At 62.0% G+C, this 23,854-nt stretch carries 22 protein-coding genes; 15 read left to right on the top strand and 7 right to left on the bottom strand.

Going from position 1 to position 23,854, the window contains the following annotated elements:
- The first annotated feature begins 80 nt into the window (after positions 1-80).
- Genes HX899_RS06060 through HX899_RS06045 form a run of 4 tightly spaced genes read left to right on the top strand, consistent with a single transcriptional unit; the run spans position 81 to position 3,773 of the window.
- Positions 81-968 carry a carbohydrate ABC transporter permease gene (locus HX899_RS06060; RefSeq protein ID WP_012759095.1) on the top strand — a complete coding sequence of 296 codons (888 nt, stop codon included), beginning with the start codon at positions 81-83 and terminating at the stop codon, positions 966-968.
- Between the two features lies 1 nt (position 969).
- The gene (locus tag HX899_RS06055; protein WP_171600712.1) at positions 970-1,881 is read left to right on the top strand and encodes a carbohydrate ABC transporter permease; all 912 of its coding nucleotides are present in this window, start codon (positions 970-972) and stop codon (positions 1,879-1,881) included.
- A 19-nt stretch (positions 1,882-1,900) separates the two neighbouring features.
- Complete coding sequence (locus tag HX899_RS06050; protein WP_181291848.1) at positions 1,901-2,983, top strand: ABC transporter ATP-binding protein; 1,083 nt, start codon at positions 1,901-1,903, stop codon at positions 2,981-2,983.
- Between the two features lie 40 nt (positions 2,984-3,023).
- A complete protein-coding gene (locus tag HX899_RS06045) occupies positions 3,024-3,773 on the top strand; it encodes a ThuA domain-containing protein (RefSeq protein WP_181291847.1) in 750 nt (249 codons plus the stop codon).
- A 1-nt stretch (position 3,774) separates the two neighbouring features.
- On the opposite strand, the gene HX899_RS06040 is transcribed toward HX899_RS06045, so the two are convergent.
- The 3 genes from HX899_RS06040 to HX899_RS06030 form a co-directional block, all read right to left on the bottom strand.
- Complete coding sequence (locus HX899_RS06040; protein WP_181291846.1) at positions 3,775-4,686, bottom strand: SMP-30/gluconolactonase/LRE family protein; 912 nt, start codon at positions 4,684-4,686, stop codon at positions 3,775-3,777.
- A gap of 94 nt (positions 4,687-4,780) precedes the next feature.
- Entirely contained in the window at positions 4,781-5,602 is an 822-nt protein-coding gene (locus tag HX899_RS06035) for an SDR family oxidoreductase (RefSeq protein ID WP_181291845.1), read from the bottom strand.
- Between the two features lie 92 nt (positions 5,603-5,694).
- Positions 5,695-6,882 (bottom strand): phytanoyl-CoA dioxygenase family protein, encoded by a 1,188-nt coding sequence (locus tag HX899_RS06030; protein WP_181291844.1) that lies wholly within the window; start codon positions 6,880-6,882, stop codon positions 5,695-5,697.
- A 95-nt stretch (positions 6,883-6,977) separates the two neighbouring features.
- Here HX899_RS06030 and HX899_RS06025 point away from each other — a divergent pair, with 95 nt between their 5' ends.
- Positions 6,978-8,003, top strand: coding sequence for a LacI family DNA-binding transcriptional regulator (locus tag HX899_RS06025; RefSeq protein WP_181291843.1), 1,026 nt, complete (start codon positions 6,978-6,980; stop codon positions 8,001-8,003).
- A gap of 63 nt (positions 8,004-8,066) precedes the next feature.
- Positions 8,067-9,284 carry an adenylate/guanylate cyclase domain-containing protein gene (locus tag HX899_RS06020; protein WP_138333164.1) on the top strand — a complete coding sequence of 406 codons (1,218 nt, stop codon included), beginning with the start codon at positions 8,067-8,069 and terminating at the stop codon, positions 9,282-9,284.
- 17 nt (positions 9,285-9,301) lie between these two features.
- Here HX899_RS06020 and HX899_RS06015 read toward each other — a convergent pair whose 3' ends face one another.
- From HX899_RS06015 to HX899_RS06000, 4 genes are all read right to left on the bottom strand, one after another.
- Positions 9,302-10,081, bottom strand: coding sequence for an SDR family NAD(P)-dependent oxidoreductase (locus tag HX899_RS06015; protein ID WP_181291842.1), 780 nt, complete (start codon positions 10,079-10,081; stop codon positions 9,302-9,304).
- An 89-nt stretch (positions 10,082-10,170) separates the two neighbouring features.
- Entirely contained in the window at positions 10,171-10,572 is a 402-nt protein-coding gene (locus HX899_RS06010) for a DoxX family protein (protein ID WP_181291841.1), read from the bottom strand.
- Between the two features lie 153 nt (positions 10,573-10,725).
- Positions 10,726-11,874 carry a galactonate dehydratase gene (dgoD, locus tag HX899_RS06005; protein ID WP_181291840.1) on the bottom strand — a complete coding sequence of 383 codons (1,149 nt, stop codon included), beginning with the start codon at positions 11,872-11,874 and terminating at the stop codon, positions 10,726-10,728.
- Between the two features lie 66 nt (positions 11,875-11,940).
- On the bottom strand, positions 11,941-12,696 hold the full coding sequence (locus tag HX899_RS06000) for a FadR/GntR family transcriptional regulator (protein WP_003543153.1): 756 nt from the start codon (positions 12,694-12,696) through the stop codon (positions 11,941-11,943).
- Between the two features lie 213 nt (positions 12,697-12,909).
- Here HX899_RS06000 and HX899_RS05995 point away from each other — a divergent pair, with 213 nt between their 5' ends.
- From HX899_RS05995 to HX899_RS05955, 9 genes are all read left to right on the top strand, one after another.
- Positions 12,910-13,893, top strand: a complete 984-nt coding sequence (locus HX899_RS05995) for an arabinose ABC transporter substrate-binding protein (protein ID WP_181291839.1) — start codon at positions 12,910-12,912, stop codon at positions 13,891-13,893.
- Between the two features lie 70 nt (positions 13,894-13,963).
- Positions 13,964-15,469: an L-arabinose ABC transporter ATP-binding protein AraG gene (gene araG / locus HX899_RS05990; RefSeq protein WP_181291838.1), complete on the top strand. Its 1,506-nt coding sequence runs from the start codon at positions 13,964-13,966 to the stop codon at positions 15,467-15,469.
- Between the two features lie 17 nt (positions 15,470-15,486).
- Positions 15,487-16,437, top strand: a complete 951-nt coding sequence (araH, locus tag HX899_RS05985) for an L-arabinose ABC transporter permease AraH (RefSeq protein WP_181291837.1) — start codon at positions 15,487-15,489, stop codon at positions 16,435-16,437.
- Positions 16,434-17,321 (top strand): aldose 1-epimerase, encoded by an 888-nt coding sequence (locus HX899_RS05980; protein WP_181291836.1) that lies wholly within the window; start codon positions 16,434-16,436, stop codon positions 17,319-17,321. The genes araH and HX899_RS05980 overlap by 4 nt, the downstream gene beginning before the upstream one ends.
- Before the next feature lie 4 nt (positions 17,322-17,325).
- The gene (locus HX899_RS05975; protein ID WP_181291835.1) at positions 17,326-18,105 is read left to right on the top strand and encodes an SDR family oxidoreductase; all 780 of its coding nucleotides are present in this window, start codon (positions 17,326-17,328) and stop codon (positions 18,103-18,105) included.
- 148 nt (positions 18,106-18,253) lie between these two features.
- Positions 18,254-18,685, top strand: coding sequence for an OsmC family protein (locus tag HX899_RS05970; protein WP_138333178.1), 432 nt, complete (start codon positions 18,254-18,256; stop codon positions 18,683-18,685).
- 262 nt (positions 18,686-18,947) lie between these two features.
- Positions 18,948-19,556: a TetR family transcriptional regulator gene (locus HX899_RS05965; RefSeq protein ID WP_138333180.1), complete on the top strand. Its 609-nt coding sequence runs from the start codon at positions 18,948-18,950 to the stop codon at positions 19,554-19,556.
- 48 nt (positions 19,557-19,604) lie between these two features.
- Positions 19,605-20,744: an efflux RND transporter periplasmic adaptor subunit gene (locus HX899_RS05960; RefSeq protein ID WP_181291834.1), complete on the top strand. Its 1,140-nt coding sequence runs from the start codon at positions 19,605-19,607 to the stop codon at positions 20,742-20,744.
- Positions 20,745-20,770: 26 nt separating this feature from the next.
- Positions 20,771-23,854 (top strand): efflux RND transporter permease subunit (locus HX899_RS05955; protein WP_181291833.1); only part of this gene is annotated, 3,084 nt, incomplete at its 3' end.

Genomic DNA, 23,854 nt, shown 5'->3' with positions numbered 1-23,854 from the left:
GACGGGGACGCGGCGCCAACGCCCGCGTCTTCCCGCTTTTATTCGACAAGCCGGTTCTATCGATAAGGTTGTGAGCTTCCATGGCCCGAAACTCTCATGAAAAGCGCGCCGAGCGGCAATGGCTGCTGATCCTGCTGCCCTCGCTGGTGCTGCTTCTGGCCTTCGTCATCTATCCGGCCCTCTATTCGATCTATCTGAGCTTCACCAATGAGGCGCTGACCGGAGCCGCGGCCCTTCGGCCCCGCTTCGTCGGCTTCAGGAATTACACGCGGCTCTTCAACGACGCGAAGTTCTGGAATTCGCTGTTCGTCACCTTCGTCTTCGTCATCGGTTCGGCGGTGATCGGCCAGTTCGTGCTCGGCCTGATCTCGGCAATTGCGCTGCGCCGCCCGATCCGCTTTCGGCGGGTGTTCTCGTCGATCATCCTGTTGCCGAACGCAGCCCCTGAAGTCGTCGCCGGTTTCATGTGGATCTCGATGCTGGCGGGCGGCGACAATGCCACACTCAGCCGCATCGTCAGCTTCTTCGGCATCACGCCGGCGGACTGGCTGCAGGTCTTCCCGCTGTCGATGATCATTGTCGTCAACACCTGGCGCGGCATCGCCACGGCGATGATCCTGTTGACGGCCGGCCTTAGCACCATTCCGGCGGAGATCTACGAGGCAGCGCGCATGGACGGCGCCACCCCGTCGCAGATGTTTCGCCGCATCACCCTGCCGCTGATGATGCCGACGATCCTGCTCTATATGCTGATCTCGGCCGTCTCCACCATCGCCGTCTTCGGCCTCGTCTATGCGTTGACGCGCGGCGGGCCGGGTGGGGCGACCGAGGTCGTCAGCATCTATATCTACAACCAGTCCTTTACGGCGTTCCAACTGGGTTATGGTGCCGCGGTCGCCGTCGTCGCGCTCGTCATCTCTCTGATATTGGGTATCGCCTATGTCCGGGCCATGAAGGTGGAGGTCTGACATGGCCGTCGTTTCCCCAAGCGAAACTGCAAACAAGGGTCGCTCCGACCTCATCGCCTATGCGACGCTGTCGCTGATCTCGATCTTCTGCGCGGTGCCTTTCTTCTGGGTGCTGCTCGCCTCGCTCGACGGCAATGCGCAGCTCTTCCTGCACTGGCCGGAGCAGTGGACCTTCGCCAACTATGTCAGAGTCTTCACCAAGGAGGACGGGGCGAAGTGGCTGTTCAACTCGCTCTTCGTGGTCGCTAGCGCGACGCTGCTGGTCATGGTGCTTTCCGGACTCGGCGGTTATGCACTGTCGCGCACCCGGGCCTGGTGGAAGCTGCCCTTCCTCTACGCGATCCTGCTCATCCGGGTGCTGCCGCCGACGGCGCTCGTCGTGCCGCTCTACAAATTCCTGCTGACGCTGAACAATGCGGAAGCGGCAGTGCTCAGGCCGATCTTCGGCAGCTATACGCGTGACATCATGCGCTGGACCGGTTTCATCGACGGTTATCTCGGGCTGATCCTGGTGCTTGCGACGATGCAATTGCCGCTGGCGCTCTGGATCATGAAGACCTTCTTCGATGGGCTGCCGCGGGACTACGAGGAGGCAGCGCTGATGGATGGGGCAACACTCTTCCAGCGCATCCGCCGGGTGCTGATCCCGCTGGCACTGCCCGGGCTTGCCGCCGCCGGGCTGTTCGCCTTCATGTCGGCCTGGGGCGATTTCCTGCTGCCGCTGATCCTCCTGTCGTCGCCAGAGCTGCAGACGCTGCCGCTCGGTCTCTTCCGCGCCTTCCTGCGCATCAACGAGATCGATTACGGCCTGCTGACCGCACTTGCATTCATCTATCTGCTGCCTGCCGTCGTCGCCTTCGGCTTTGCGCGGCGCTTCCTCGTCCAGACTTTTTCGGGCGGTGTGAAGGGCTGAGATCAAGAAAGAGAAACAGATGATCAATCTCAGAAACGTTCGCAAATTCTACGGCGCGCTCGAGGTCATCAAAGGCGTCGACATCACTGTGGAAGATGGTGAATTCGCGGTCTTCGTCGGTCCGTCCGGCTGCGGCAAGTCCACGCTGCTGCGGATGATCGCCGGCCTCGAAGGCATCGATGAAGGCGACCTCATCCTTAACGGCAAACGCATCAACGACGTGCCGCCCGACAAGCGCGGCATCGCCATGGTCTTCCAGTCCTATGCGCTCTATCCGCATATGAGCGTTGCCGAAAACATCGGCTTCTCGCTCAGCCTGAAGAAAGTACCGGAGGCGGAGATCCGCCGGCAGGTGGAAGGTGTGGCCGAAATCCTGCAGCTCACCGATTACCTCGACCGCCGCCCGGCCGCGCTTTCCGGCGGCCAGCGCCAGCGCGTGGCGATCGGCCGCGCCATCATCAAGAAACCGGCGCTGATCCTGTTCGACGAGCCGCTGTCGAACCTCGATTCGGCGCTACGCGTACAGATGCGCGCCGAGCTGCAGCGCCTGCACCGCGAGCTGAAAGCGACCGTCGTCTACGTCACCCACGACCAGGTGGAGGCGATGACGATGGCGGACCGCATCGTCGTGCTCAACAAGGGCGTGGTAGCGCAGGAGGGTGCGCCGATGTCGCTCTATCATCAGCCGGACAATGAATTCGTCGCCACCTTCATCGGCTCGCCGAAGATGAACATCATTCCCGTCACCGCAACGCGACCATCGGCGGGCAAGCTGCATCTCGATAGCCCGATCGGGCTTTCGCTCGATCTGGCCGATGCGAACGGCGCGGTGCCGCAGGGCGAGGCCAAGCTCGGCATCAGGCCGGAGCATCTGAAGATCGCAGCCGAGGGCCAGGGCCATTTCACTGCCGAGGTCGTCATCGTCGAGCGGCTCGGCGTCGAGACCTACATGACCGTCGGTTCGCAGCAGCAGCCGATCGTGGTGCGCGCCGAAGGCGATATCGCGGTGCGGCCGGGCGACCGCGTGCCGCTGACGGCCGATCCCGCCGCCTGCCATCTGTTCGATTCCGCCGGCCGGGTGATCCGTCCGGCAACCGCCTGACAATGCCTGAAACATCACAGCCTAGACATCGAGGAATGCCATGACAATCAAGGTCACCATCTGGAACGAGGGACGCCACGAGCAGCTTCACAAGGAGGTTCAGGAGATCTACCCCGATCGTATCGACGGAGCGATCGCGTCAGGCATTGCCCATCCGGATTTCGAAATCCGCCGAGGCACGCTCGATGATCCTGATGAAGGCCTGCCGGACAGCGTGCTCGATGATACCGACGTGCTGCTCTGGTGGGGGCATATGGCGCATGAGGAGGTCAGCGACGGGCTGATCGACCGCGTGCAGCAGCGCGTACTCAAGGGCATGGGCCTGCTGGTTCTGCATTCCGGCCATCATTCCAAGCTCTTCCGCCGGCTGATGGGCACCAATGCCAACCTTTCCTGGCGCGAGACGCCGGAAGGCGATCTGGAGCGCGTCTGGGTGGTCAATCCCTCGCATCCGATCGCCGAGGGGCTGCCGCCCTATTTCGAGGTCAATGCCTCGGAAATGTACGGCGAGCCCTTCGATATTCCGCAGCCGGACGAGCTGGTCTTCATATCCTGGTATTCCGGCGGCGAAGTGTTCCGCAGCGGCTGCACCTTCCAGCGTGGGCGCGGGCGCATCTTCTTCTTCAGCCCTGGCCACGAGACCTATCCGATCTATCACGACAAGACCGTGCATAAGGTGATCTCGAACGGCGTCCGCTGGGCGCGGCAGAAACACACCGATGGCCGCATCCTGGAAAACTGGCATCGGGCCGAGCCGCTGCACGGCCGCCCCGACAAACCGAAGGCCTGATCTATGGATATTGTGCGCCGGTCGTCTTGATATAAATCGAATAGACCGAACGCGTCGCGGTGATGAAGAGCCGGTTTTTCTTGGGGCCGCCGAAGGTGAGGTTGGACACCGTCTGCGGCACCCTGATCTTGCCGAGCAGTGTTCCGTCGGGCGAAAAGCAGTGCACGCCGTCGGAGGCACTCGTCCAGAGATTGCCGGCGACATCGAAACGGAAACCGTCGGGATGACCGACATCGAGGCTGCAGAAATAGCGGCTGTTGGTAAGCGCCCTGCCGTCGATGACGTCGAAAACGCGGATATGGCGCGGCACGTCATGTTTTGCGGAGCCGGAATCGGCAATATAAAGCTTCGTCTCATCGGGCGAGAAGGCAAGGCCGTTCGGCTGGATGAAATCCTCGACGACGGCGTCGATCGCTCCGCTTGCCGGATCGATCCGGTAGACGTTGCGCGTGGGCTGCTCGGGCTCGGCCTTGTGGCCCTCGTAGTCCGACAGGATGCCGTAGGTCGGATCGGTGAACCAGACCCCGCCGTCGGAGTGCACGACGACGTCGTTCGGCGAGTTCAGCCTCTTGCCCTGATAGCTGTCGGCGAGAACGGTGATCGTGCCGTCCGTCTCGGTGCGGGTGACGCGGCGGCCGCCATGTTCGCAGGAGACCAGTCGGCCCTGCCGGTCGCGGGTGTTGCCGTTGACGTAGTTGGAGGGCGAGCGGAAGACGGAGACCGTACCATCCGGTGTCCAGCGCATCATGCGTTCATTCGGGATATCGCTCCAGAGAAGGCAGTTCAGGTCGGAAAACCAGACCGGGCCTTCCGTCCAGCGGCAGCCGGAATAAAGCTCCTCGAGGCCGGCGCTGCCGATGACCATTGCACCGAAGCGCTCGTCGCGGATCTCATAAATCGGATTGTCGCCCATGCCAGTTTCCTCCCTGAATGCTGCCGTTCTTTCCTAGCGGCAAAAAGCTGGAGGTGCCAGAGCCCGGCGATGGAAATGCCGGGCTGCGGTTTTCTCATAGGGCCGCGACCGGATGCGGCGAGCCGTCATAAGCGCCCCAGATCGACTGGTCGAAGCAGATGACCGAGCCGGTCATCAGGCCGGATTCGGAAGACGACAGGTAAGCGCAGGCGCGCGCCACCTCGTGCGGATCGACGAGACGGCCGAAGGGCTGGCTTGCCGCCGCCTTCTCCAGCCAGTCGGCGGGGGCATCGTGATATTCGCGCTGGATCCGGTCCTCGCCCTCGGAGGCCATCCAGCCGATGTTCAGACCATTGACGCGGATGCGGTTGCGCAGGAGCGCATAGGCGGTGTTCTTCGTCAGCGTTTCCAGCGCGCCCTTGGAGGCACAATAGGCGGCGATGAAGGGCTGGCCGGCTTTGGCCGACATCGAGCCGATATTGACGACCGTACCCTCGATTTTTTCGCGACGCATGACCTTCACCGCCTCCTGCATCAGGAAAAACGGCGCGCGAACATTGACGGCGAACATGGCGTCGAAGAGCTCCGGGCTAGTGTCGAGGATGGTGCCGCGATCGGTGATGGCGGCGGCGTTGACCAGCGCATCGACACGACCGAAGGTCTCGTCACAGGCGCGCACGACATGCTGTGCATCCTCGACCTTGCCGAGGTCGGCCTTGACGTAGACGATCCGGGTGCGGGTAGCAGCCGAAATCTCCGCCGCCTTTGCCTTGCCCTTGGCTTCGTTGCGGCCGCAGATGACGATGCCTTCCGCGCCGCGTTCGGCGAAGAGGCGGGCGATGGTCGCGCCCAATCCTTGCGTGCCGCCGGTGACGATGGCGATCTTGCCGTCGAGGCGGCCGTGGTCTGTGCTCATGTGGTTCCTCCATTGTGATGATGTGCGAATAGCCTCCCGCGGGTGCGGGAGGCTTTTATGTCAGTGCGGATGTACGAGGCTCGAGCTCCAAATCAGCTCAGCTTCTTCTGCGCCTGCTCGGCAAGTGCTGCCGTAAAACCTTCATCGCTCCAGCCTTCCTTCAGCGCCTCATGCATCAACTGCGCCTGTGTCTTCGGCGCCAGTCCGCCGAGCGGCGGGTCGCGGTCGAGGTTGGTCGGGAAGGAGTAGCCCTCGGCGCAGGCGGCGACGGCGTTGGCGATTTCGTCAGGCGAGAGCCTGCCTTGAAAGGCCTTCAAGGCGGGAAACAGCCTGGCGCTCATCCTCTCGCGATTGACGGTTTCCATTGCCCGGCCGAAGGCGGAGGAGACCTGCAGGAGGTTGGCGACGCGCTTGATGTCGGCCGAGCGGTTGGTGCCGGCGGCATGGAAGAGGGCGGGATTGAAGAAGACGACGTCGCCTTTTTCGAGCGGCAGCTGGACATGGTTGGTCTCGAAATAATCCCGGAACTCCTGCCGCTTCAGTGCGAGATAACCGGGTAAATAAGTCTGGCTGTGCGGCAGGAAGAGCGTCGGGCCGCTTTCGAGCGGCATATCGCAATGGGCGACCGCACCCTGCAATGTCAGCACCGGCGAGAGCCGATGCACATGTGCCGGGAACTGCTCGATCACCTTTGAGGACTGAAAGCCGAGATGGTAGTCGCGGTGCGCCGACTGCGCCGAACCGCCCGGATTGACGCGGTTGACCTGCGCCGTCATCTGGTAGCTCGGGCCGAGCCAGGCTTCGCTTGCCAGCGCGACGATGGCGTTGCCGTAATATTCGGCGAAATTTGCCGGATCGGCGAGGCAATGTTTTTCCAGCGAATTCCAGATACGGTCGTTGGCGCCAGGCTTGGCGAAGTGGTCGCCACCGCCGGTCGAGGTGCGGTGCTGTTCCTCGATGATCGCATCGAAGATCGTGCTGGCCCGATCGATGATGCCGGTGTCTTCGTAAGCGCGCTTGAACACGACGACACCAGGACCCTCGCCGAAGGCCTCGCAGATTTCCGCCAACACGGCGCGTCGGCCTTCTGGCGTTGCAGCCGCCATCATCACCTTGCGGCTGTCATAGATCAGCACGTTTTTTTCGACCGCGGACGCCGAGGGGTAATCGGCAAGCGCGGTCGTCTTTTCCGCAAGGGCGCGAAACTCATCGAGATCGCAGGCGTCTTCGCTCAGCCAGACGCGGTCGGCGCGCAGTTTCTGCTGATTGTCGGTTTTCATGGCGGGCTCCTCCCTCTTTCCAATGGAGGCACTATACGCCGCGACGCCAGGTGATATAGATCAGAAATTCATCAAAAAACCATCAGGCCGATCGCATGGCACACCTCTTTCTCGTCAAGGACATCGCCTTCCAGGCCGGGCTCAGCACCGCCACCGTCGACCGGGTGCTGAATGGCAGACCGGGCGTGCGCCGGCAGACCGAGATGCGGGTGAAGGCGGCGATCGCGGAACTGGAGAAGCAGCAGGCCGGGGCGATGGGCAGCGGCCGCATGCTGGCGATCGATATCGTCATGGAGACACCGCAGCGTTTCAGCGATGCGGTGCGCGCCGCCTTCGAGGCGGAGATGGCGACCTTTCTGCCGGGCGTCTTCCGCTGTCGCTTCCACTTTGCCGAGGTGATGAAGCCGGCCGAACTGGTGCAGCTTCTCGATCGCATCCGGTTGCGCGGCACGCATGGCATCGTACTCAAGGCGCCTGACGTCGCCGAGGTGGCGGCCGCCGTAGCGCGGGCGGACGCGGCCGGCATTCCCGTCGTGACGCTGGTGACAGATCTGCCGAATTCGGCCCGCATCGCCTATGCCGGCGCCGACAACCGGGCGGCGGGAGAGACCGCCGCCTATCTGATCGGCGAATTCCTCGGCAGTGATGGAGGCAAGGTGCTGGTAACGCTGTCGAGCGGACGCTTCCGGGGCGAGGAGGAGCGCGAAATCGGCTTTCGCCGCATCATCCGCGCCCGCTATCCCGACATCGGAATTACCGAAATCAGCGAGGGGCACGGCACCGATGCCGCGACAGGAACGCTTGCCGCGGTAGCGCTTGCGGCCGATCCCGCCATCAACGCCGTCTATTCGATCGGCGGCGGCAACCGGGCGGTGCTGGCGGCCTTCGACGCGGCCAAACGTCCCGTCCGCGTTTTCGTCGCTCATGATCTCGATGCGGATAATCGCGCGCTGCTTGCGGCGCGTCGGATCGGCTTCGTGCTGCATCATGATCTCAGGACCGATGCACGTTCGGCCTTCCGGGCGATCATGAGTCGGGCGACTGCATTGCCGCGCGCAGTTACGCCCTCGCTTTCATCCGTCGAAATCGTCACGCCCTACAATATGCCCGCGGCCGGGTGAGCCAATTGGCTTTCCTTTAATGCCGAATTCGGGCTACGCTTTAGCACGAGTGAAGGTGAGAACATGGATTACAGCGACGTCAGCACGATTGCAGCCTGGATCACGGAGCAGGGACTGAAGGGCGTTTCGGAAGCCGAACTTATGACCGGTTTCTGCTCGGCTTGCCGGGATGCCGGCCTGCCGCTCGACCGTGGTCTGGCGCTGATGGATACGCTGCATCCGGTGCATGAGGGCCGTGCCTTCCGCTGGGACAGCATCGAGGAAATCCAGACCGAGTTCGAATATGGTCCGACGATCTCGGGGGAGGCGGCGTCGAACTGGCAGCGTTCGGCCTTCTATCATCTTTGGTCTCGCAACGAGCGGGAGATACGCCGGCGTCTCGGCTTCGGCGATCCGATCGATTTCTCCATGCTCGATACGATCGCTGAAGCCGGTCACACGGATTTCGTGGCGATGATGCATCGTTTCAGCGAGGCCGGCACGATCGGCGAGATGGATTGCTTCTTCTCGCATTTCGCGACGAAACATCCCGAGGGCTTTTCCGATCACGACCTCGCCATTCTGCGCAAGCTGGTGCCGGTGTTGGGGTTGGCGATCAAATGCATCGCGCTCGGGCGTATCGCCCGCACCATCGCCGAGGTCTATCTCGGCGAGGACGCGGCGCGCCAGGTGATGGAAGGCAAGATCAGCCGCGGCAAATCGGAGCGAATTTCCGCGGCACTTTGGTTCTCCGACCTGCTGAACTATACCAAGATCTCCGACAGCGTGCCGCCGGAGGAGATCATCCCGCTGCTCAACGACTATAGCGAGGCGGTGATCACGGCGATCCACGAGTCCGGCGGCAACGTGCTGAAGCTGATCGGCGACGGTGTGCTCGCCATCTTTAAGGGCGAGGTGCCAGCGGAGACGTGTCGCGCGGCGCTGAGCGCCGAATCGCTGCTGCGGGAAAAGCTCACCACACTGAATGCCGCGCGTGCGGCCGATGGCCGGGCGACGACCGACGTCTATATCGGCCTGCATATCGGCGATGTCTTCTACGGCAATATCGGCAGCCAGGACCGGTTGGATTTCACCGTTATCGGACCTGCCGTCAACGAGGTCAGCCGGATCGCCTCAATGTGTCGTTCCGTCGATCTCAACCTGTTGATCTCCTCCGATTTCGCCGCGGCGGTACCGGAGCAGCAGCGTACCGCACTCGCCTGCGTCGGACGTTATGCGTTGCGCGGCGTGCAGCGCGCGCAGGAACTGTATACCCTCGACAGCGCCCGGCTGAACAGCTGAGTTCCTGACTGCAAGGTCTATCGCAACAGGCCCTGACCGCCGTCGATCCAGATTGGCGTACCGGTGATGTGCCGCGCGCGCTCGGAGGCGAGGAAAAGGATTGTTTCGGCGACGTCCTCGCTCTTGCCTGCCTTGCCGCCGGCAATCGGGATATCCCCCTGCGGCCAGATGACCGGAACCTCCGTCTCCTCGCGATGGCGGCTGTCGGTATTGGCGCCGATATTGGTCTCGATCTCGCCGGGGCAGACGGCATTGACGCGGATGCCGTGTCGACCGAGTTCGAGCGCGAGCTGCTGGACCATGGCGACCTGGCCCGCCTTGGTTGCGGTGTAGGCGGTGGCGCCCGGCGTGGTGAAAGTACGGGTGCCATTGATCGAAGAGACGACGATGATCGAGCCGCCGTGGCGCTTCAGATGAGGAACCGTCAGATGCAGGGTCAGATTGGTGCCGCGCAGATTGACGGCGATGGTCTTGTCCCATTCTTCCGGTTTCAGATCGTCGATCGGCGCCCACACACCGTTGATCCCAGCATTGGCGACTACGATGTCGAGGCCGTCGAAGGTGTCGGTCAGTTGTTCCACGGCGCCTCGCATTTGAGCTTCGTCGCTGGTATCTGCCGTTAACGCGATCGACTGGCCGCCGGCGGCCTTGATCTCGGCGCAAGTTTTTTCGACTTCGTCGGCGGTGCGGCTCAATGCTGCGACCCTTGCACCCTCGGCAGCGAGCCGCAACGCGGCGGCTTTGCCGATGCCGGAACCGGCGCCTGTTACCAACGCGATCTTTCCCTTCAGCTCCATGGGCGGGCTCTCCTTGCCGTTTTGCCGGTAAGCCAATGCTTCGCATGGCTGTTGGTTCCTGAAGGAGAGCAGGTCGCTAGAGCGCGGTGCTAGAGCCTCCTGAGGAGGCTGTGGCTCGGCGCCCATCTCTCAGGTCCATGCACGGCGGCAAAGAGCAGACCGGCGAGGAAGGTAAAGTGATCGACGAAGAAGCCGAACTCGGCCTGATTCTGCTGCCAATGGGACGGACCGTGGAAGGCGAAAGCGAGGAAGATCACATAGATGGCTGCGAGCAGGCTGGCCTCGGAGAAGAAGGCCCCTGATATGAAAGCGAGCGCCAGCGCGATCTCAAAGAAGGCAGCGATCCAGGTAAGGAATTTCGCCATCGGAAAGCCGGCGGCAGTGATATAGCCCACTGTTGCGCCGATATCGGCAAACTTGAAGCCGGCGGCCATGAAGAAGACGAAGCTGAAGATGATGCGGGCGACGATGATCGCGATTGCTCTGGCCATCCTGAAATCTCCTCTTTGAGCTTCCATTATGACGGACGAGACCCCCGACATCCTACACGGTGAATGAAAAAGGGCCGCTTGCGCGACCCTATCACTTTGAGTTGCGCATAATCCTTTCCGAAAATCGGTTCCGATTTTCGGGGTTATGCGCTCTCACCACTCGGCGAAGCTGCCGTCGGCGTGCCGCCAGATCGGGTTGCGCCAGCGGTGACCTTCCTTCGCGCGCTCGATGACATAGGCTTCGTCGACCTCGATGCCGAGACCCGGACCCTGCGGGATCGAGACGAAACCATCGGCATAGTGGAACACCTCCTTGTTGGAGATATAGTCGAGGATGTCGTTGCCCTTGTTGTAGTGGATGCCGAGGCTCTGTTCCTGAATGAAGGCATTGTAGCTGACGGCATCGACCTGCAGGCAGGCGGCGAGCGCGATCGGGCCCAGCGGGCAATGCGGCGCCAGCGCCACGTCGTAGGCTTCGGCCATCGCCGCGATCTTGCGGCATTCGGTGATGCCGCCGGCATGGGAGAGATCCGGCTGGATGATGTCGACATAGCCGTCGGACAGAACCTGCTTGAAATCCCAGCGCGAAAAGAGCCGTTCACCGAGCGCGATCGGCGTCGACGTATGGTTGACGATATCGCGTAGCGCTTCCTTGTTTTCGGAAAGCACCGGCTCTTCGATGAACATCAGCTTGTAGGGGTCGAGCTCCTTGGCGAGAACCTTCGCCATCGGCTTGTGCACACGGCCGTGGAAATCGACGCCGATGCCGATATGCGGGCCGATCGCCTCGCGGATGGCGGCGATGGTCTCAACTGCTTTCTCCACCTTTTCGTTGGTGTCGACGATCTGCATTTCCTCGCAGCCATTGAGCTTGATCGCCTTGAAACCGCGGGCAACCACTTCCTTGGCATTGTTGGCGACATCCGAGGGCCGATCGCCGCCGATCCAGGAATAGACCTTGATGCGATCACGGAGCTGGCCGCCGAGCAGGGAATGGATCGGCTGGCCGAGCGCTTTACCCTTGATGTCCCACAGCGCCTGGTCGATGCCCGAGATCGCGCTCATGTGGACGGCGCCGCCGCGATAGAAGCCGCCGCGATACATCACGGTCCAGTGGTCCTCGATGAGGAAAGGATCCTTGCCGATCAAGTAGTCTTCCAGCTCTTGGACGGCGGCCTGAACGGTCAGCGCACGGCCTTCGACGACCGGTTCGCCCCAGCCGACGATACCTTCATCGGTCTCGACCTTCAAAAACAGCCAGCGCGGGGGAACGATATAGGTGGTGAGTTTGGTGATCTTCATCGCTGTTCTTTCAGTCTCTTCCCGGGTTTGCGATCGGCGGCGCGTCCGCAGATTTGTCGTGATCGATCATTTCGTTCTGCCGATCGCTTTTTCGGCGGCGGCAAGATCGCGCACCGCAAGATCGAGCATGCGGTTGGCGCATTCGCGGGCGCCCGCCTTGTCGCGCATGCGCAGGGCCTCGACCAACTGGCCGTGAACGAGCACCGCATCCTCGCGATTCTCGACGCCGATATTGGAGGCATGCAGCGCATATTTCAGCGCCGCGTGAATGGCGCTCGACAGGCGGCGGAAGACCTGATTGTGGCTGGCGGTGAGCAGCACCGTGTGGAACATGACATCGGCATCGGTGAAGCTTTCCGGGTCGCGGGCGCTGTCGCGCATCTGTCGCCAGGCATTGTCGAGATCGGCGATCTCCTGGGCGCTGGCGCGCTCGGCGGCATATTCGGCGGCTGCCGGCTCGATGGTGCGGCGGGCTTCGAGAATGCAGCCGAGCAGGTCGAAATCCTTGATATAGGGACCCATCCATTCAAGCACGTCGGCGTCCAGGATATTCCAGTCGTCCTTGTCGCAGACGGTGGTTCCGATGCGTGGTTTCCCGCGGACGAGGCCTTTGGATTCCAGCACTTTCAGCGATTCGCGAATGACGGTGCGGCTGACGCCGTAGAGTTCGCAGAGATCGTTCTCGCGCGGCAGCGGCGAGCCCGCGGGATAGCGGTCCGCACAGATATCCTGAGCGATCGCCGCCGTGACGTTGCGGCGTACGCGCGGGCGGCGCTCGATGCGGCGGCTTTCGGCCCCGCTCTGTCGCTCGATTGTTTCCAACTCACCTCTCCGCTCTGTCTCGCGTGCTAGGCAATCGAACCTGATTATCCGAATTCGATCCGCATTGCGACGCTTCCTCCCGGCATCTCGTCAATAATCCTATTATTCCAATCATCATACATTGGCAATTGACTGGTATGATGATTTATCATAATTCATTGGACGTTGCCTGGGAGGCAGCTGCTCGGTTTTTGAGAGTTTAGGGAGAGAGACATGCGCTTGTTCAAAGCAGCCATTCTGGCTGGCACTTTCGCCATTTTGGCAGCCGGCTCGGCATTTTCCGCGGACGTCAAGATAGGGTTTATCGTCAAGCAGCCTGAGGAGCCGTGGTTCCAGGACGAATGGAAATTCGCCGACCAGGCCGCCAAGGAAAAAGGCTTCACCGTCGTCAAGATCGGCGCCGAAGACGGCGAGAAGGTCCAGTCGGCGATCGATAATCTCGGCGCCCAGGGTGCGCAGGGCTTCATCATCTGCACGCCCGACGTCAAGCTTGGCCCCGGCATCGTCGCCAAGGCCGAAGCCAACCAGCTGAAGCTGATGACGGGCGACGACCGCCTCGTCAGCGCCGACGGCAAGCCGTTGGAAGACGTGCCGCATATGGGCATTTCAGCCACCAAGATCGGTGAGACCGTCGGCCAGGCGATCGTCGACGAAATCAAGAAGCGCGGTTGGGCCATGAAAAATGTCGGCGCCGTGCGGGTCTCTTATGACCAGCTCCCGACGGCCGTCGACCGTGTCGAAGGCGCGATGTCGGTGCTGAAGTCCGCCGGCTTCCCGGCCGAAAACATCTATGATGCGCCGCAGGCGAAGACGGATACGGAAGCGGCGCTCAACGCGGCAACCACCGTTCTCAACAAGCATGCCGACGTGAAATACTGGGTCGCCTTCGGCCTCAACGACGAAGCCGTCCTCGGCGCCGTCCGTGCCTCCGAATCGGTCGGCATTCCGGCGGCGAACGTCATCGGTGTCGGCATCGGCGGTGCGGAATCGGCGATCAACGAGTTCAAGAAGCCGGCGGCGACGGGCTTCTTCGGCACCGTCATCATCTCGCCGAAGCGTCACGGCTACGAGACGGCGCTCAACATGTACGACTGGATCGCCAACGACAAGGAGCCGGCAAAGCTGACGCTGACCTCCGGTTCGCTGGCGCTGCGTGACGATTACGAAAAGGTCCGCAAGGATCTTGGCATCGAGTGATCGTCCTTCCAAGATGATATCGTCCGGCGGCCGCTCAGCGTGCCGCCGGGTCCTTCTCGGCGGAGCGATGATGGCTTTCCTCGAATTCAGCAATATCTCCAAGGGTTATCCCGGCGTGCAGGCGCTGGCGGATGTTTCCTTCACGGTCGAGAAGGGCGCCGTCCACGGCCTGATGGGCGAAAACGGTGCCGGTAAATCGACGCTGATCCGCGTACTGTCCGGCGATCAGGCCGCCGATGCCGGCAACATCCTCATCGACGGCGAGGTGCAGAGGTATGGGTCTGTCCGCGACGCTTTCCATGCCGGCGTCATCGTCATCCATCAGGAACTGCAGCTCGTTCCAGAGTTGACCGTCGCCGAAAATCTCTGGCTCGGACGCTTTCCGGCCAAGGGCGGCGTCATCCATTCGAAGGCGCTGATCGAGACAGTGCGGTCGAAGCTCGAGGAGATCGGCATCGATGTCGATCCGTCGGCCAAGGTCGCCTCGCTTTCGATCGGTGCGCGGCAGATGGTCGAGATCGCCAAGGCCGTCATGCTCGATGCACGGGTGATTGCGCTCGACGAGCCGACCTCCTCGCTTTCCTCGCGCGAAAGCGAAATCCTGTTTTCGCTCATCGACAGGTTGAAGGCGCAGGGAACGGTCATTCTCTACGTCTCGCATCGTCTCGACGAGATATTTCGTCTTTGCGACAGCCTGACCGTGCTGCGCGACGGCAAGCTTGCCGCCCACCATCCTCAGATCGCCGAAACCACGCGCGAGCAGATCATCTCGGAAATGGTCGGACGCGAGATCAGCAATGTCTGGGGATGGCGCGAACGTCCGCACGGCGGCGTACGGCTGGAGGTCAAGGGCCTGTCGGGGCCGAGGCTGCGCCATCCGATCAGCTTTTCCGTCCGCCAGGGCGAAATCCTCGGCTTCTTCGGCCTGATCGGCGCAGGCCGCAGCGAGATGGCGCGGCTGCTTTACGGCGCCGACACTAGGCATCAGGGCCAGGTGACGATCGACGGCGTTGCCGTTTCACCGAACAATCCGAAGGCGGCGATCAATGCCGGCATGGTGCTTTGCCCCGAGGACCGCAAGTTCGACGGTATCGTCCAGGGCCGGTCGATCGAGGAGAATATCGCGATCTCATCACGCCGGCATTTTTCGCCTTTCGGCATTCTGAGCCCGAGACAAGAAGCGGCGCTGGCCGATCGGTTCATCGCCAAGCTTCGGGTGCGCACGCCGTCGCGCAAGCAGGACATCATCAATCTCTCGGGCGGCAACCAGCAGAAGGTCATTCTCGGCCGCTGGCTGTCCGAGCAGGGGATCAAGGTGCTGGTCATCGATGAGCCGACGCGCGGCATCGATGTCGGGGCGAAATCGGAAATCTACGAAATCCTCTACGAGCTTGCGGCCGGCGGCATGGCGATCGTGGTCATATCCAGCGAGCTGCCCGAAGTCATGGGCATTTCCGATCGCATCATGGTGATGTGCCAGGGCAGGGTGGCGGCCACTGTCATCCGTCCGGATTTCGACGAGCGCAACATCCTGACGGCCGCGCTTCCCGACAAGAACGCCGCAGGCACTATTTAGGATTGGGAATACGGACGATGAATTCGTTGAAAAAAATCCTTCTCGGCGAACAGGGGCTGGTGGTGATCTTCACTGCTGCCTTCGTGATCGTCTCGCTCCTCGTTCCGAACTTCCTGACCGAGCGAAACATGCTGGGGCTGCTGCAGTCGGTTGTCACGATCGGCATCGTCGCGTGCACGATGATGTTCTGCCTGGCATCGCGCGATTTCGACCTGTCGGTCGGATCGATCGTCGCCTTCTCCGGCATGATCGCGGTGATGGTCTCGAATGCGACGGGCTCCATTCCCGTCGGGCTGGTCGCCGCCCTGCTTTGCGGCGCCGTCGTCGGTTTCGTCAATGGTATCGTCATTGCGCGCTTTCGCATCAATGCGCTGATCACCACGCTTGCGACCATGCAGATCGTGCGCGGGCTGGCGCTGATCGCCTCCGATGGCCGCGCTGTCGGCATCAATGATCCCGATTTCTACCAGCTTGCCCTGTCGCGCTTCCTGACCGTGCCGACGCCGATCTGGATCATGCTGATCCTTTTCATCCTCTTCGGTTTTGTGCTCAACCGCACCGTCTTCGGCAAGAACACGCTGGCGATCGGCGGCAATCCGGAGGCCTCGCGGCTTGCCGGCGTCAATGTCGTCAATATGCGGATCTGGATCTTTGCGCTGCAGGGTCTCGTCTGCGGCATTGCCGGCATCCTGCTTGCCTCACGCATTACGTCCGGCCAGCCGAATGCGGCGACAGGGCTTGAGCTTTCGGTAATTTCGGCCTGCGTTCTCGGCGGCGTTTCGCTGGCTGGCGGCCGGGCGGCGATGAGCGGCGTCATCGTCGGCGTGCTGATCATGGGCATTGCCGAAAACGTCATGAACCTCTTGAATATCCAGGCGTTCTATCAGTATGTGGTCCGCGGGCTTATCCTGCTGATCGCAGTGCTGCTCGACAATTTGAGGTCTTCGGCTGCGGGGCGACGCGGATGAACCAAGGACAAGACGGGGACGACATCGAACTGAGGCATGGCGATCTCGCTGTCCGGGTCAGCCGTCGGGGCGCCGCCGTCACTGCCGGGACCTATCGAGGCATCCCCTTTCTCGTAGCGGCCGGCGGGCCGGATGGAGCGATGGCGAACTTCGCGATGGTGCCGTTCGGCAACCGCGTGGAAGGCAATATCATGTCCTTTGCCAGACGCGACTATGCCTTCCAGCCGAATACTGCCGATCCGCTCTATCGGCACGGCGACGGCTGGCTCAGCCTCTGGCAGCTTGAAGACTCCAGCCCCGAGCATACGCAATTCTGCTTTTCCCGGAGCGCCGACGGGGTCTCACCTTATGCCTATCTGACCCGGCAGGAGATCCGTCTCGCCGGCGATGCCCTGGTGCTGAGGCTTTCCGTGGAAAATCGCGGCCAAGCCGCCCTTCCTTTCGGGCTCGGTCAACATCCCTTCTTCGCGCGGACGCCAAAGACGCGACTGACGATTGCTGCCGATCGTTACTGGAACGAGCGGCCCGACCATCTTCCCGATGTGCCCGGCCCTGTGCCCGATGATTTCGATTTCAGGTCCGAAAAGCTTTTGCCGCAGAAATGGATGAACAATGCCTTCGAGGGGTGGAATGGGCGGGCGGCAATCGCCTGGCCGGAACTTGGAATCCAGGCGGCGCTGGAAGCCGACGGTGCGCTCGATCGCTTCATGCTGTATATGCCGGTCAACCGGAGCGACTTCTTCTGCCTCGAGCCGATGAGCCATCTGCCGAACGGCCACCACCTTCCCGATTTCGGTGGGCTCACGCCGCTTGCGCCTGGTGAGGCGCTTGCCGGCACGGTGACGATCCTGATGTCGGCGCTGCCGGTTCAACCGAAGGGGTGATAGGATGGCCAGCCGTCTGCAGGGCAAGAACATCCTGATAACAGGTGCTGCGCAGGGTATCGGCCTCGCGATCGCAAAGGCTTTCATGCGGGAGCATGCCGCCGTCTTTCTCGTCGATCGCGATGCGGCGCTGCTGGCTCAGGCGGCGAAAGAGCTCCAGAGCAGCGGCGGCCGGCTTGGTTATCTGCCGGCCGATATTACCGATGCCGGGACGATCACGACATTGGTCGCTCAGGCGAGTGAAGAGATCGGACAGCTGAACGCGCTCGTCAACAATGCCGGGGTGAATGTCTTCGCCGAACCGCTCGAGACGACGGACGAGGAGTGGAACCGCTGCTTCGACATCAATCTCAAGGGCGCATGGAACTGCTGCAAGGCGGTGCTGCCGGGCCTGATCGAACAGGGCGGTGGCGTCATCCTCAACATCGCCTCGACGCACGCCTTCACCATCATCCCGCACACATTTCCCTATCCGCTGGCAAAACACGCCCTGCTCGGGATGACGAAATCCTTAGGGCTCGAATATGCCGCCCGAAATATCCGTGTGAACGCGCTGGCGCCGGGCTATGTCTCGACGCAGAAGGTGATCGATTACTGGAACAGCTTTCCCGATCCGGAGGCGGCAAAGGCCGAGACGATGAAACTGCATCCCGGCGGGCGCATCGCGACGCCGGAGGAGATCGCCATGGCGGCCGTGTTCATGATCTCAGACGAGTGCCCGTTCATCAATGCCACCTGCCTGACGATCGACGGCGGCCTCAGCGTGCTGCAGCATCCCGCCTGAAAGGGCTTCGATAGCGCTAATTTTACAAGCCTGTCGTCTTCTCGGGATAGAGCATTATATTGCCCATCGGGAAGGCTATCTGATCTCCCGCAGGCATGGAGCGGCCCCTGCCGCTTTCTGAAAGCACAATCGAAAACAGGAGGACGGCATGCAGATCAATCGCACGGCTTCGGCTCATTGGACCGGTGGCCTCAAGGACGGAAAAGGCCTGATCTCGACGCAGAGCGGCGCCCTGAAGGATTATCCCTACGGCTTTGCGAGCCGCTTCGAAGGCATTGCCGGCACCAACCCGGAAGAACTGATCGGTGCCGCCCATGCCGGCTGCTTCACCATGGCGCTGTCGTTGATCCTCGGCGAAGCCGGCTTTACCGCCGAGCATATGGAAACCTCCGCCAAGGTGACGCTCGAAAGCGTCGAGGGCGGTTTTGCCATAACCGCCATTCATCTCTCGCTCTCCGGCCGTATTCCCGGTGCCGATGAGGCGACCTTCACTGAACTCGCCAACAAGGCAAAGGCCGGCTGCCCGGTTTCCAAGGCGCTCGCCTCCGTTCCGATCACACTCGACGTCAAGGTCGTCTGACCCGTCACTCCATTGACGAAGTGCCGCGCGCTTCTCGCCGCGGCACTTTCCATTTGCTGCCCCCATTGTCGGCGTCCGCCTATTCCGACGTCATCGGCTGTCGGACAGGCCTTCTCACCATTCATCGAGTTATCGCTTCCGCCGGACCGCGCTCGTCCGGCGAGACCTTGTGCTGCGCCCCAGTATGTTGACAAGTAACGTCTGATATTTTATGACTGACGAAATTCGAAAATCGTCAGTCATAATTCGGGTCTCGAAAATCATGAACGACATTGCGGAAAATACGCTCGACATCACGCGGCAGGAGAATGTCACGCGCATTCTGGATGCAGCCGAGCGACTGTTTCGGCACTATGGCTACAGCAAGACGACGGTGGCCGACATTGCCCGCGATCTCGGCATGTCGCCGGCCAATATTTATCGTTTCTTCGCCTCCAAGGTCGAAATTCACCAGGCGCTCTGCGGGCGCATGCTCGCCACCGCTTATCAAATCGCCTACGACATCCGCCATCAGCCGATCAGCGCCAGCGAGCGGCTGCGCCGCTATGTCGAGACCCAGCACCAGTTGACGCTGGATCTGATGCTCGACGAGATGAAGGTGCACGAGATGATCATCGTCGCGATCGAACGCGACTGGCATGTCATCGAGAAACATATCGACCGCGTCCATGATCTCATTGCCGAAATCATCGCCGAAGGCATTGCAGCCGGGGAATTCGCCGAGCAGGACCCGGTCGTTGCCTCGCGCTGCTTCGGCGCTGCGACGAACACGCTCTGCCATCCGCAGATGGTGGCGCAATGTCTTGCGAAAACGAACCGCGCGAGCGTCGACGAGCTGATCAGTTATGTGATCAGGGCGCTGAAGAAATAATGGACGGCAGCCGCCGCCGAAACCCCAAACGATCCAGGAGTGCGGAAGATGTTTTCGCTCAAGACCCTCAGCCATCGCATGCCGTCCGTCGCCAGTCTCGTGCTCTTCGGCGCCATCGGCATCGGCGTTTCCGCCTGCTCGGAAGAGGAGGCTGAGGTCAAGCAAGTCATCCGGCCGGTGAAGGTCGTCGAGATCGCCAAGGCCGGCGACACCCGCAAGCTCGACTATTCGGGCTCGGTCAAGGCACGCACGGAGATGAACCTCGGATTTCGCGTCGCCGGCAAAATCACCGAACGCCTCGTCGATATCGGCGACAAGGTGAAGCCGGGCGACGTGCTCGCTCGGATGGACTCCACCGATTACCAGCTGGCGGTCAAGACGGCGGAAGCCAATCTCGCAGCCGCTGAAAAAGGCGTCGAAACCGCCGATCTCGTGAACAAGCGCAATCAGCAGCTGTTCGACAAGAATGTTTCGCCGAAATCCCAGCTCGAGCAAGCGTCGCTCAGTTACGATCAGGCCGTTTCAAGCCGCGATGCCGCCGTCTCGGCGCTCGATCAGGCGAAGAACCAGGTGAGTTATGCGGAGCTGAAGGCCGACCACAACGGGATTGTCACGACGATCAATGCCGATGTCGGCCAGGTCGTTGCGTCGGGCACTCCCGTCGTCGCCGTTGCCGTCGACGGCGAAAAGGAAGTGCAGATCGCCGTTCCGGAAAATGACATTGCCGAATTCAAGCCGGGCAAGACAGTCAAGGCCAGCTTCTGGGCTGACGACAGGCTGGTGCTCGACGGCAAGGTGCGCGAGGTTTCCGGCAGCGCCGACCAGCAGTCGCGTACCTTTGCGGTTCGGGTGAGCCTGCCGAACGATCCGCAGGTGTTGCTCGGCATGACGGCGACGATCGAGGCCGATGTCAGCAACGGCAACAGCTATGTCTCGATCCCGCTCAGCGCCCTGGCTGAAAAGGACGGTAAGCAGATGGTCTGGACCGTCGACCGCGACACGGCGACCGTGCATGGCCGCGACATCAAGGTCGCCGATTTCACCGGCGACGGCGTGCATGTGACCGAGGGTCTCGATACCGGCGATCTCGTCGTTTCGGCCGGCACGCAGTTCATGAGCGAAAACCTGAAGGTGAAGGTGCCGGACCAGCAGTCGGCCCTGGCTGCCACGGACCAGACCGTCCGCTGAACGCGCCATAAAGAGAGAACAGGACCATGGACGCCACCACCACCGAAAAGCGGCCCTTCAATCTGTCGCGCTGGGCGATCGGACATCCAAGCATCGCCCGCTTCCTCTTCGGGCTGATCATCATCACCGGCGTGCTCGGTCTGATGCGCATGGGCCAGCGCGAGGACCCCGAATTCACCTTCCGCGTCATGGTCGTTCAGGCGATCTGGCCGGGCGCTTCCATCCAGGAAATGGAAGATCAGGTCGTCAACAAGATCGAGCGCAAGCTGCAGGAAACGCCGCATATCGACTGGGTCAAGTCCTATACGCGGGCGGGCAGTGCGATCATCACCCTGCAGGTCAAGGGCGACACGAATTCGCAAGAGGTGGCGGATGCCTTTTACCAGGTGCGCAAGAAGGTCGGCGACATCTCCAGCGAGCTGCCGCAGGGCCTGCTCGGCCCCTATTTCAACGACGAGTTCGGCGATACCTTCATCACGCTGCATTCGATCAGCGGCGACGGCTATTCCTATCCGGAACTGAAGAAATTCGCGATCCAGGCGCGCGACATGCTGCTGACGACGCCGGGCGTTGAGAAGGCGGTCATCATCGGCGACCAGCCTGAGAAGATCTATATCGACGTCTCGTCGAAGGCGCTCGCCGAGCGCGGCCTGACGATCCTCGATCTGCAGAACGCCATCAAGGGCCAGAACAATGTCGATCCGGCCGGCTCGGTCGATACCGGCCTGCGCTCGGTGCGCATATCGGTCGAAGGCGACGTGAAGAAGGCGGCCGATATCCGCGAACTGCGCCTTCGCGCCGGCGGCCAGGTGACGCGCCTCGGCGATATCGCGACCGTCAGTTCCGGGCTCGAAGATCCCTACCAGCGCAAGTACCGTTTCAACGGCCACGACAGCGTTCAGGTCGGCGTCGTGATGGCCAAGGGCTTCAATGTGACCGATGTCGGCAAGGGCGTGGAGGCGACCTATCAGCGCTTCGAGGAGGCGCTGCCCTATGGCGTCGCCGTTGATCAGATCGCCAACCAGCCCGACGTGGTGACGGATGCGGTCAGCGAATTCATGCATGCGCTCGGCGAAGCTCTCATCATCGTGCTGGTCGTCTCGTTCGTGTCGATCGGCTGGCGATCGGGCCTCGTCATCGCCATCGCCATTCCGCTGGTGCTCGCCGCCACCTTTGCGCTGATGTATGAACTCGGCATCGACCTGCAGCGCATCTCGCTCGGCGCGCTGATCATTGCGCTCGGCCTGCTCGTCGACGATGCGATGATCGTCGTCGAGATGATGGAGCGAAAGCTGGAGGAAGGGCTCGTCAAGATCGAGGCGGCAAGCTTTGCCTATTCCTCGACCGCCTTCCCGATGCTGACGGGCACGCTGATCACCACGGCCGGCTTCATTCCCGTCGGCTTCGCCGCCTCGACGGCCGGCGAATATGTGCGGTCGCTGTTCTACGTCGTCGGCATCGCGCTTGTCACCTCGTGGTTCGTCGCGGTCTATTTCACGCCGTGGCTCGGCTATATGATCCTCAAGCAGCGCCATCATGCCGGCAAGCATCACGACGCCTTCGACACCGGCTTCTATCGTCGGCTGCGCGGCACGGTCGGCTGGGCGGTGCGCCACCGCGTCATCGTGCTGCTGCTGACGCTCGGCACCTTCGTCACCAGCCTCTGGGCCTTCCAGTTCATTCCGCAGAATTTCTTCCCGCAATCTTCGCGGCCGGAAATTCTCGTCGATCTCTGGCTGCCCGAGGGCACCAGCATCAAGGAAGTCGAAGTGCAGGCAAAGGCGCTCGAAGCCAAGATGATGGATGATCCCGACAAGAAGTTCATCGCCACCTATATCGGCGAAGGCGCGCCGCGCTTCTTCCTGCCGCTCGATCAGCAGCTGCGCAATCCGAACTTCGCCCAGCTGCTCGTCATGGCCAATGACGAACCGGCGCGCGAGCGGCTGATCGTCAAGCTGCGGACGATCCTTGCGGAAGACTTCCCCGATATTCGCGGCAAGGTCGACCGCCTCTTCCTCGGTCCGCCGACCGGCTGGCCGGTGCAGATGCGCGTCATGGGGCCTGACCGCCAGGAAGTCAGGGAGATCGCCGATCAGGTAAAGGCGCGCTTCCAGGCCAATCCGGAGCTCGGCGCCATCCATGACGATTGGCTGGAAGAGGTGCCGGCGATGAAGCTGGTGATCGACCAGGACCGCGCCCGGGCACTCGGCGTCACCTCGCAGCGTGTGCGCCAGATGCTGCAGACCGCCATGTCAGGGGCTGCGCTCGACGATTTCCGCGATGGTGAGGAGACGGTCTCGATCGTCGCCCGCGAGCCGGATGCCAGCCGTTCGCTGCTGTCGGCGGTCAACTCGGTCTATGTGCCGACGGATTTCGGCGGCTTTGTACCGGTCTCGCAGGTCGCAAAGGTCGTGCCCGTCATGGAGCAGGGCATCGAATGGCGGCGCAACAGGCTGCCGACGATCACCGTGCGCGCCACGCTGCCTGACGATGTGCAGGCGAACGATGTGGTGATGAAGATGTATGCCGACATGAAGGACCTGCGCGACAGCCTGCCTGCCGGCTACCATGTCGAAATTCAGGGCGGCGCCGAGGATGCGGCGGAAAGCCAGATGTCGATTGCCGCCAAGGCGCCGATCATGCTCGCCGTCATCATCGTGCTGCTGATGGTGCAGCTGCAGCATTTCGGCAAGGCGATGCTGGTGCTCGCCACCGGTCCGCTCGGGATCATCGGTGCGGCGGCCGCATTGCTGATCAGCGGCGCGCCCTTCGGCTTCGTGGCGATCCTCGGCGTCATCGCGCTGCTCGGCATCATCATGCGCAACTCGATCATCCTGGTCGACCAGATCGACCAGGATATCAAGGCCGGCATGCATCGGCAGGAGGCGATCGTCGGCGCGGCCGTGCGGCGTTTCCGGCCGATCATGCTGACGGCGCTGACCGCCGTGCTGGCGCTGATCCCGATCTCGCGCGGTGTCTTCTGGGGTCCGCTCGCCTACGCGATGATGGGCGGCATCCTGGTTGCGACCGTGCTTACCATTCTGGTTCTGCCCGCCGGTTACGCCCTTTTCTTCGGCCGGGAGCCGAAGACAAAGGACGAGCCAGGCCAG

Source organism: Rhizobium sp. WYCCWR 11146 (assembly GCF_013591995.1).
Taxonomy (GTDB): Bacteria; Pseudomonadota; Alphaproteobacteria; order Rhizobiales; family Rhizobiaceae; genus Rhizobium; species Rhizobium indicum.
Note: the sequence above shows the minus strand (reverse complement) of the source record. Positions and strands in the feature narration are given on the sequence as shown.

Bases quoted from the DNA above. Each gene is read 5' to 3' on its own strand.
- HX899_RS06025 (WP_181291843.1), top strand. From the start codon at position 6,978: ATGGCACACCTCTTTCTCGTCAAGGACATCGCCTTCCAGGCCGGGCTC.
- dgoD (WP_181291840.1), bottom strand. From the start codon at position 11,874: ATGAAGATCACCAAACTCACCACCTATATCGTTCCCCCGCGCTGGCTG.
- HX899_RS06040 (WP_181291846.1), bottom strand. From the start codon at position 4,686: ATGGGCGACAATCCGATTTATGAGATCCGCGACGAGCGCTTCGGTGCA.
- HX899_RS05980 (WP_181291836.1), top strand. From the start codon at position 16,434: ATGAACCAAGGACAAGACGGGGACGACATCGAACTGAGGCATGGCGAT.
- HX899_RS06010 (WP_181291841.1), bottom strand. From the start codon at position 10,572: ATGGCCAGAGCAATCGCGATCATCGTCGCCCGCATCATCTTCAGCTTC.
- araH (WP_181291837.1), top strand. From the start codon at position 15,487: ATGAATTCGTTGAAAAAAATCCTTCTCGGCGAACAGGGGCTGGTGGTG.
- HX899_RS06015 (WP_181291842.1), bottom strand. From the start codon at position 10,081: ATGGAGCTGAAGGGAAAGATCGCGTTGGTAACAGGCGCCGGTTCCGGC.
- HX899_RS06055 (WP_171600712.1), top strand. From the start codon at position 970: ATGGCCGTCGTTTCCCCAAGCGAAACTGCAAACAAGGGTCGCTCCGAC.
- HX899_RS06060 (WP_012759095.1), top strand. From the start codon at position 81: ATGGCCCGAAACTCTCATGAAAAGCGCGCCGAGCGGCAATGGCTGCTG.
- HX899_RS06030 (WP_181291844.1), bottom strand. From the start codon at position 6,882: ATGAAAACCGACAATCAGCAGAAACTGCGCGCCGACCGCGTCTGGCTG.
- HX899_RS06045 (WP_181291847.1), top strand. From the start codon at position 3,024: ATGACAATCAAGGTCACCATCTGGAACGAGGGACGCCACGAGCAGCTT.
- HX899_RS06035 (WP_181291845.1), bottom strand. From the start codon at position 5,602: ATGAGCACAGACCACGGCCGCCTCGACGGCAAGATCGCCATCGTCACC.
- HX899_RS05970 (WP_138333178.1), top strand. From the start codon at position 18,254: ATGCAGATCAATCGCACGGCTTCGGCTCATTGGACCGGTGGCCTCAAG.
- HX899_RS06020 (WP_138333164.1), top strand. From the start codon at position 8,067: ATGGATTACAGCGACGTCAGCACGATTGCAGCCTGGATCACGGAGCAG.
- HX899_RS05965 (WP_138333180.1), top strand. From the start codon at position 18,948: ATGAACGACATTGCGGAAAATACGCTCGACATCACGCGGCAGGAGAAT.
- HX899_RS06050 (WP_181291848.1), top strand. From the start codon at position 1,901: ATGATCAATCTCAGAAACGTTCGCAAATTCTACGGCGCGCTCGAGGTC.
- HX899_RS05960 (WP_181291834.1), top strand. From the start codon at position 19,605: ATGTTTTCGCTCAAGACCCTCAGCCATCGCATGCCGTCCGTCGCCAGT.
- araG (WP_181291838.1), top strand. From the start codon at position 13,964: ATGGCTTTCCTCGAATTCAGCAATATCTCCAAGGGTTATCCCGGCGTG.
- HX899_RS05975 (WP_181291835.1), top strand. From the start codon at position 17,326: ATGGCCAGCCGTCTGCAGGGCAAGAACATCCTGATAACAGGTGCTGCG.
- HX899_RS05995 (WP_181291839.1), top strand. From the start codon at position 12,910: ATGCGCTTGTTCAAAGCAGCCATTCTGGCTGGCACTTTCGCCATTTTG.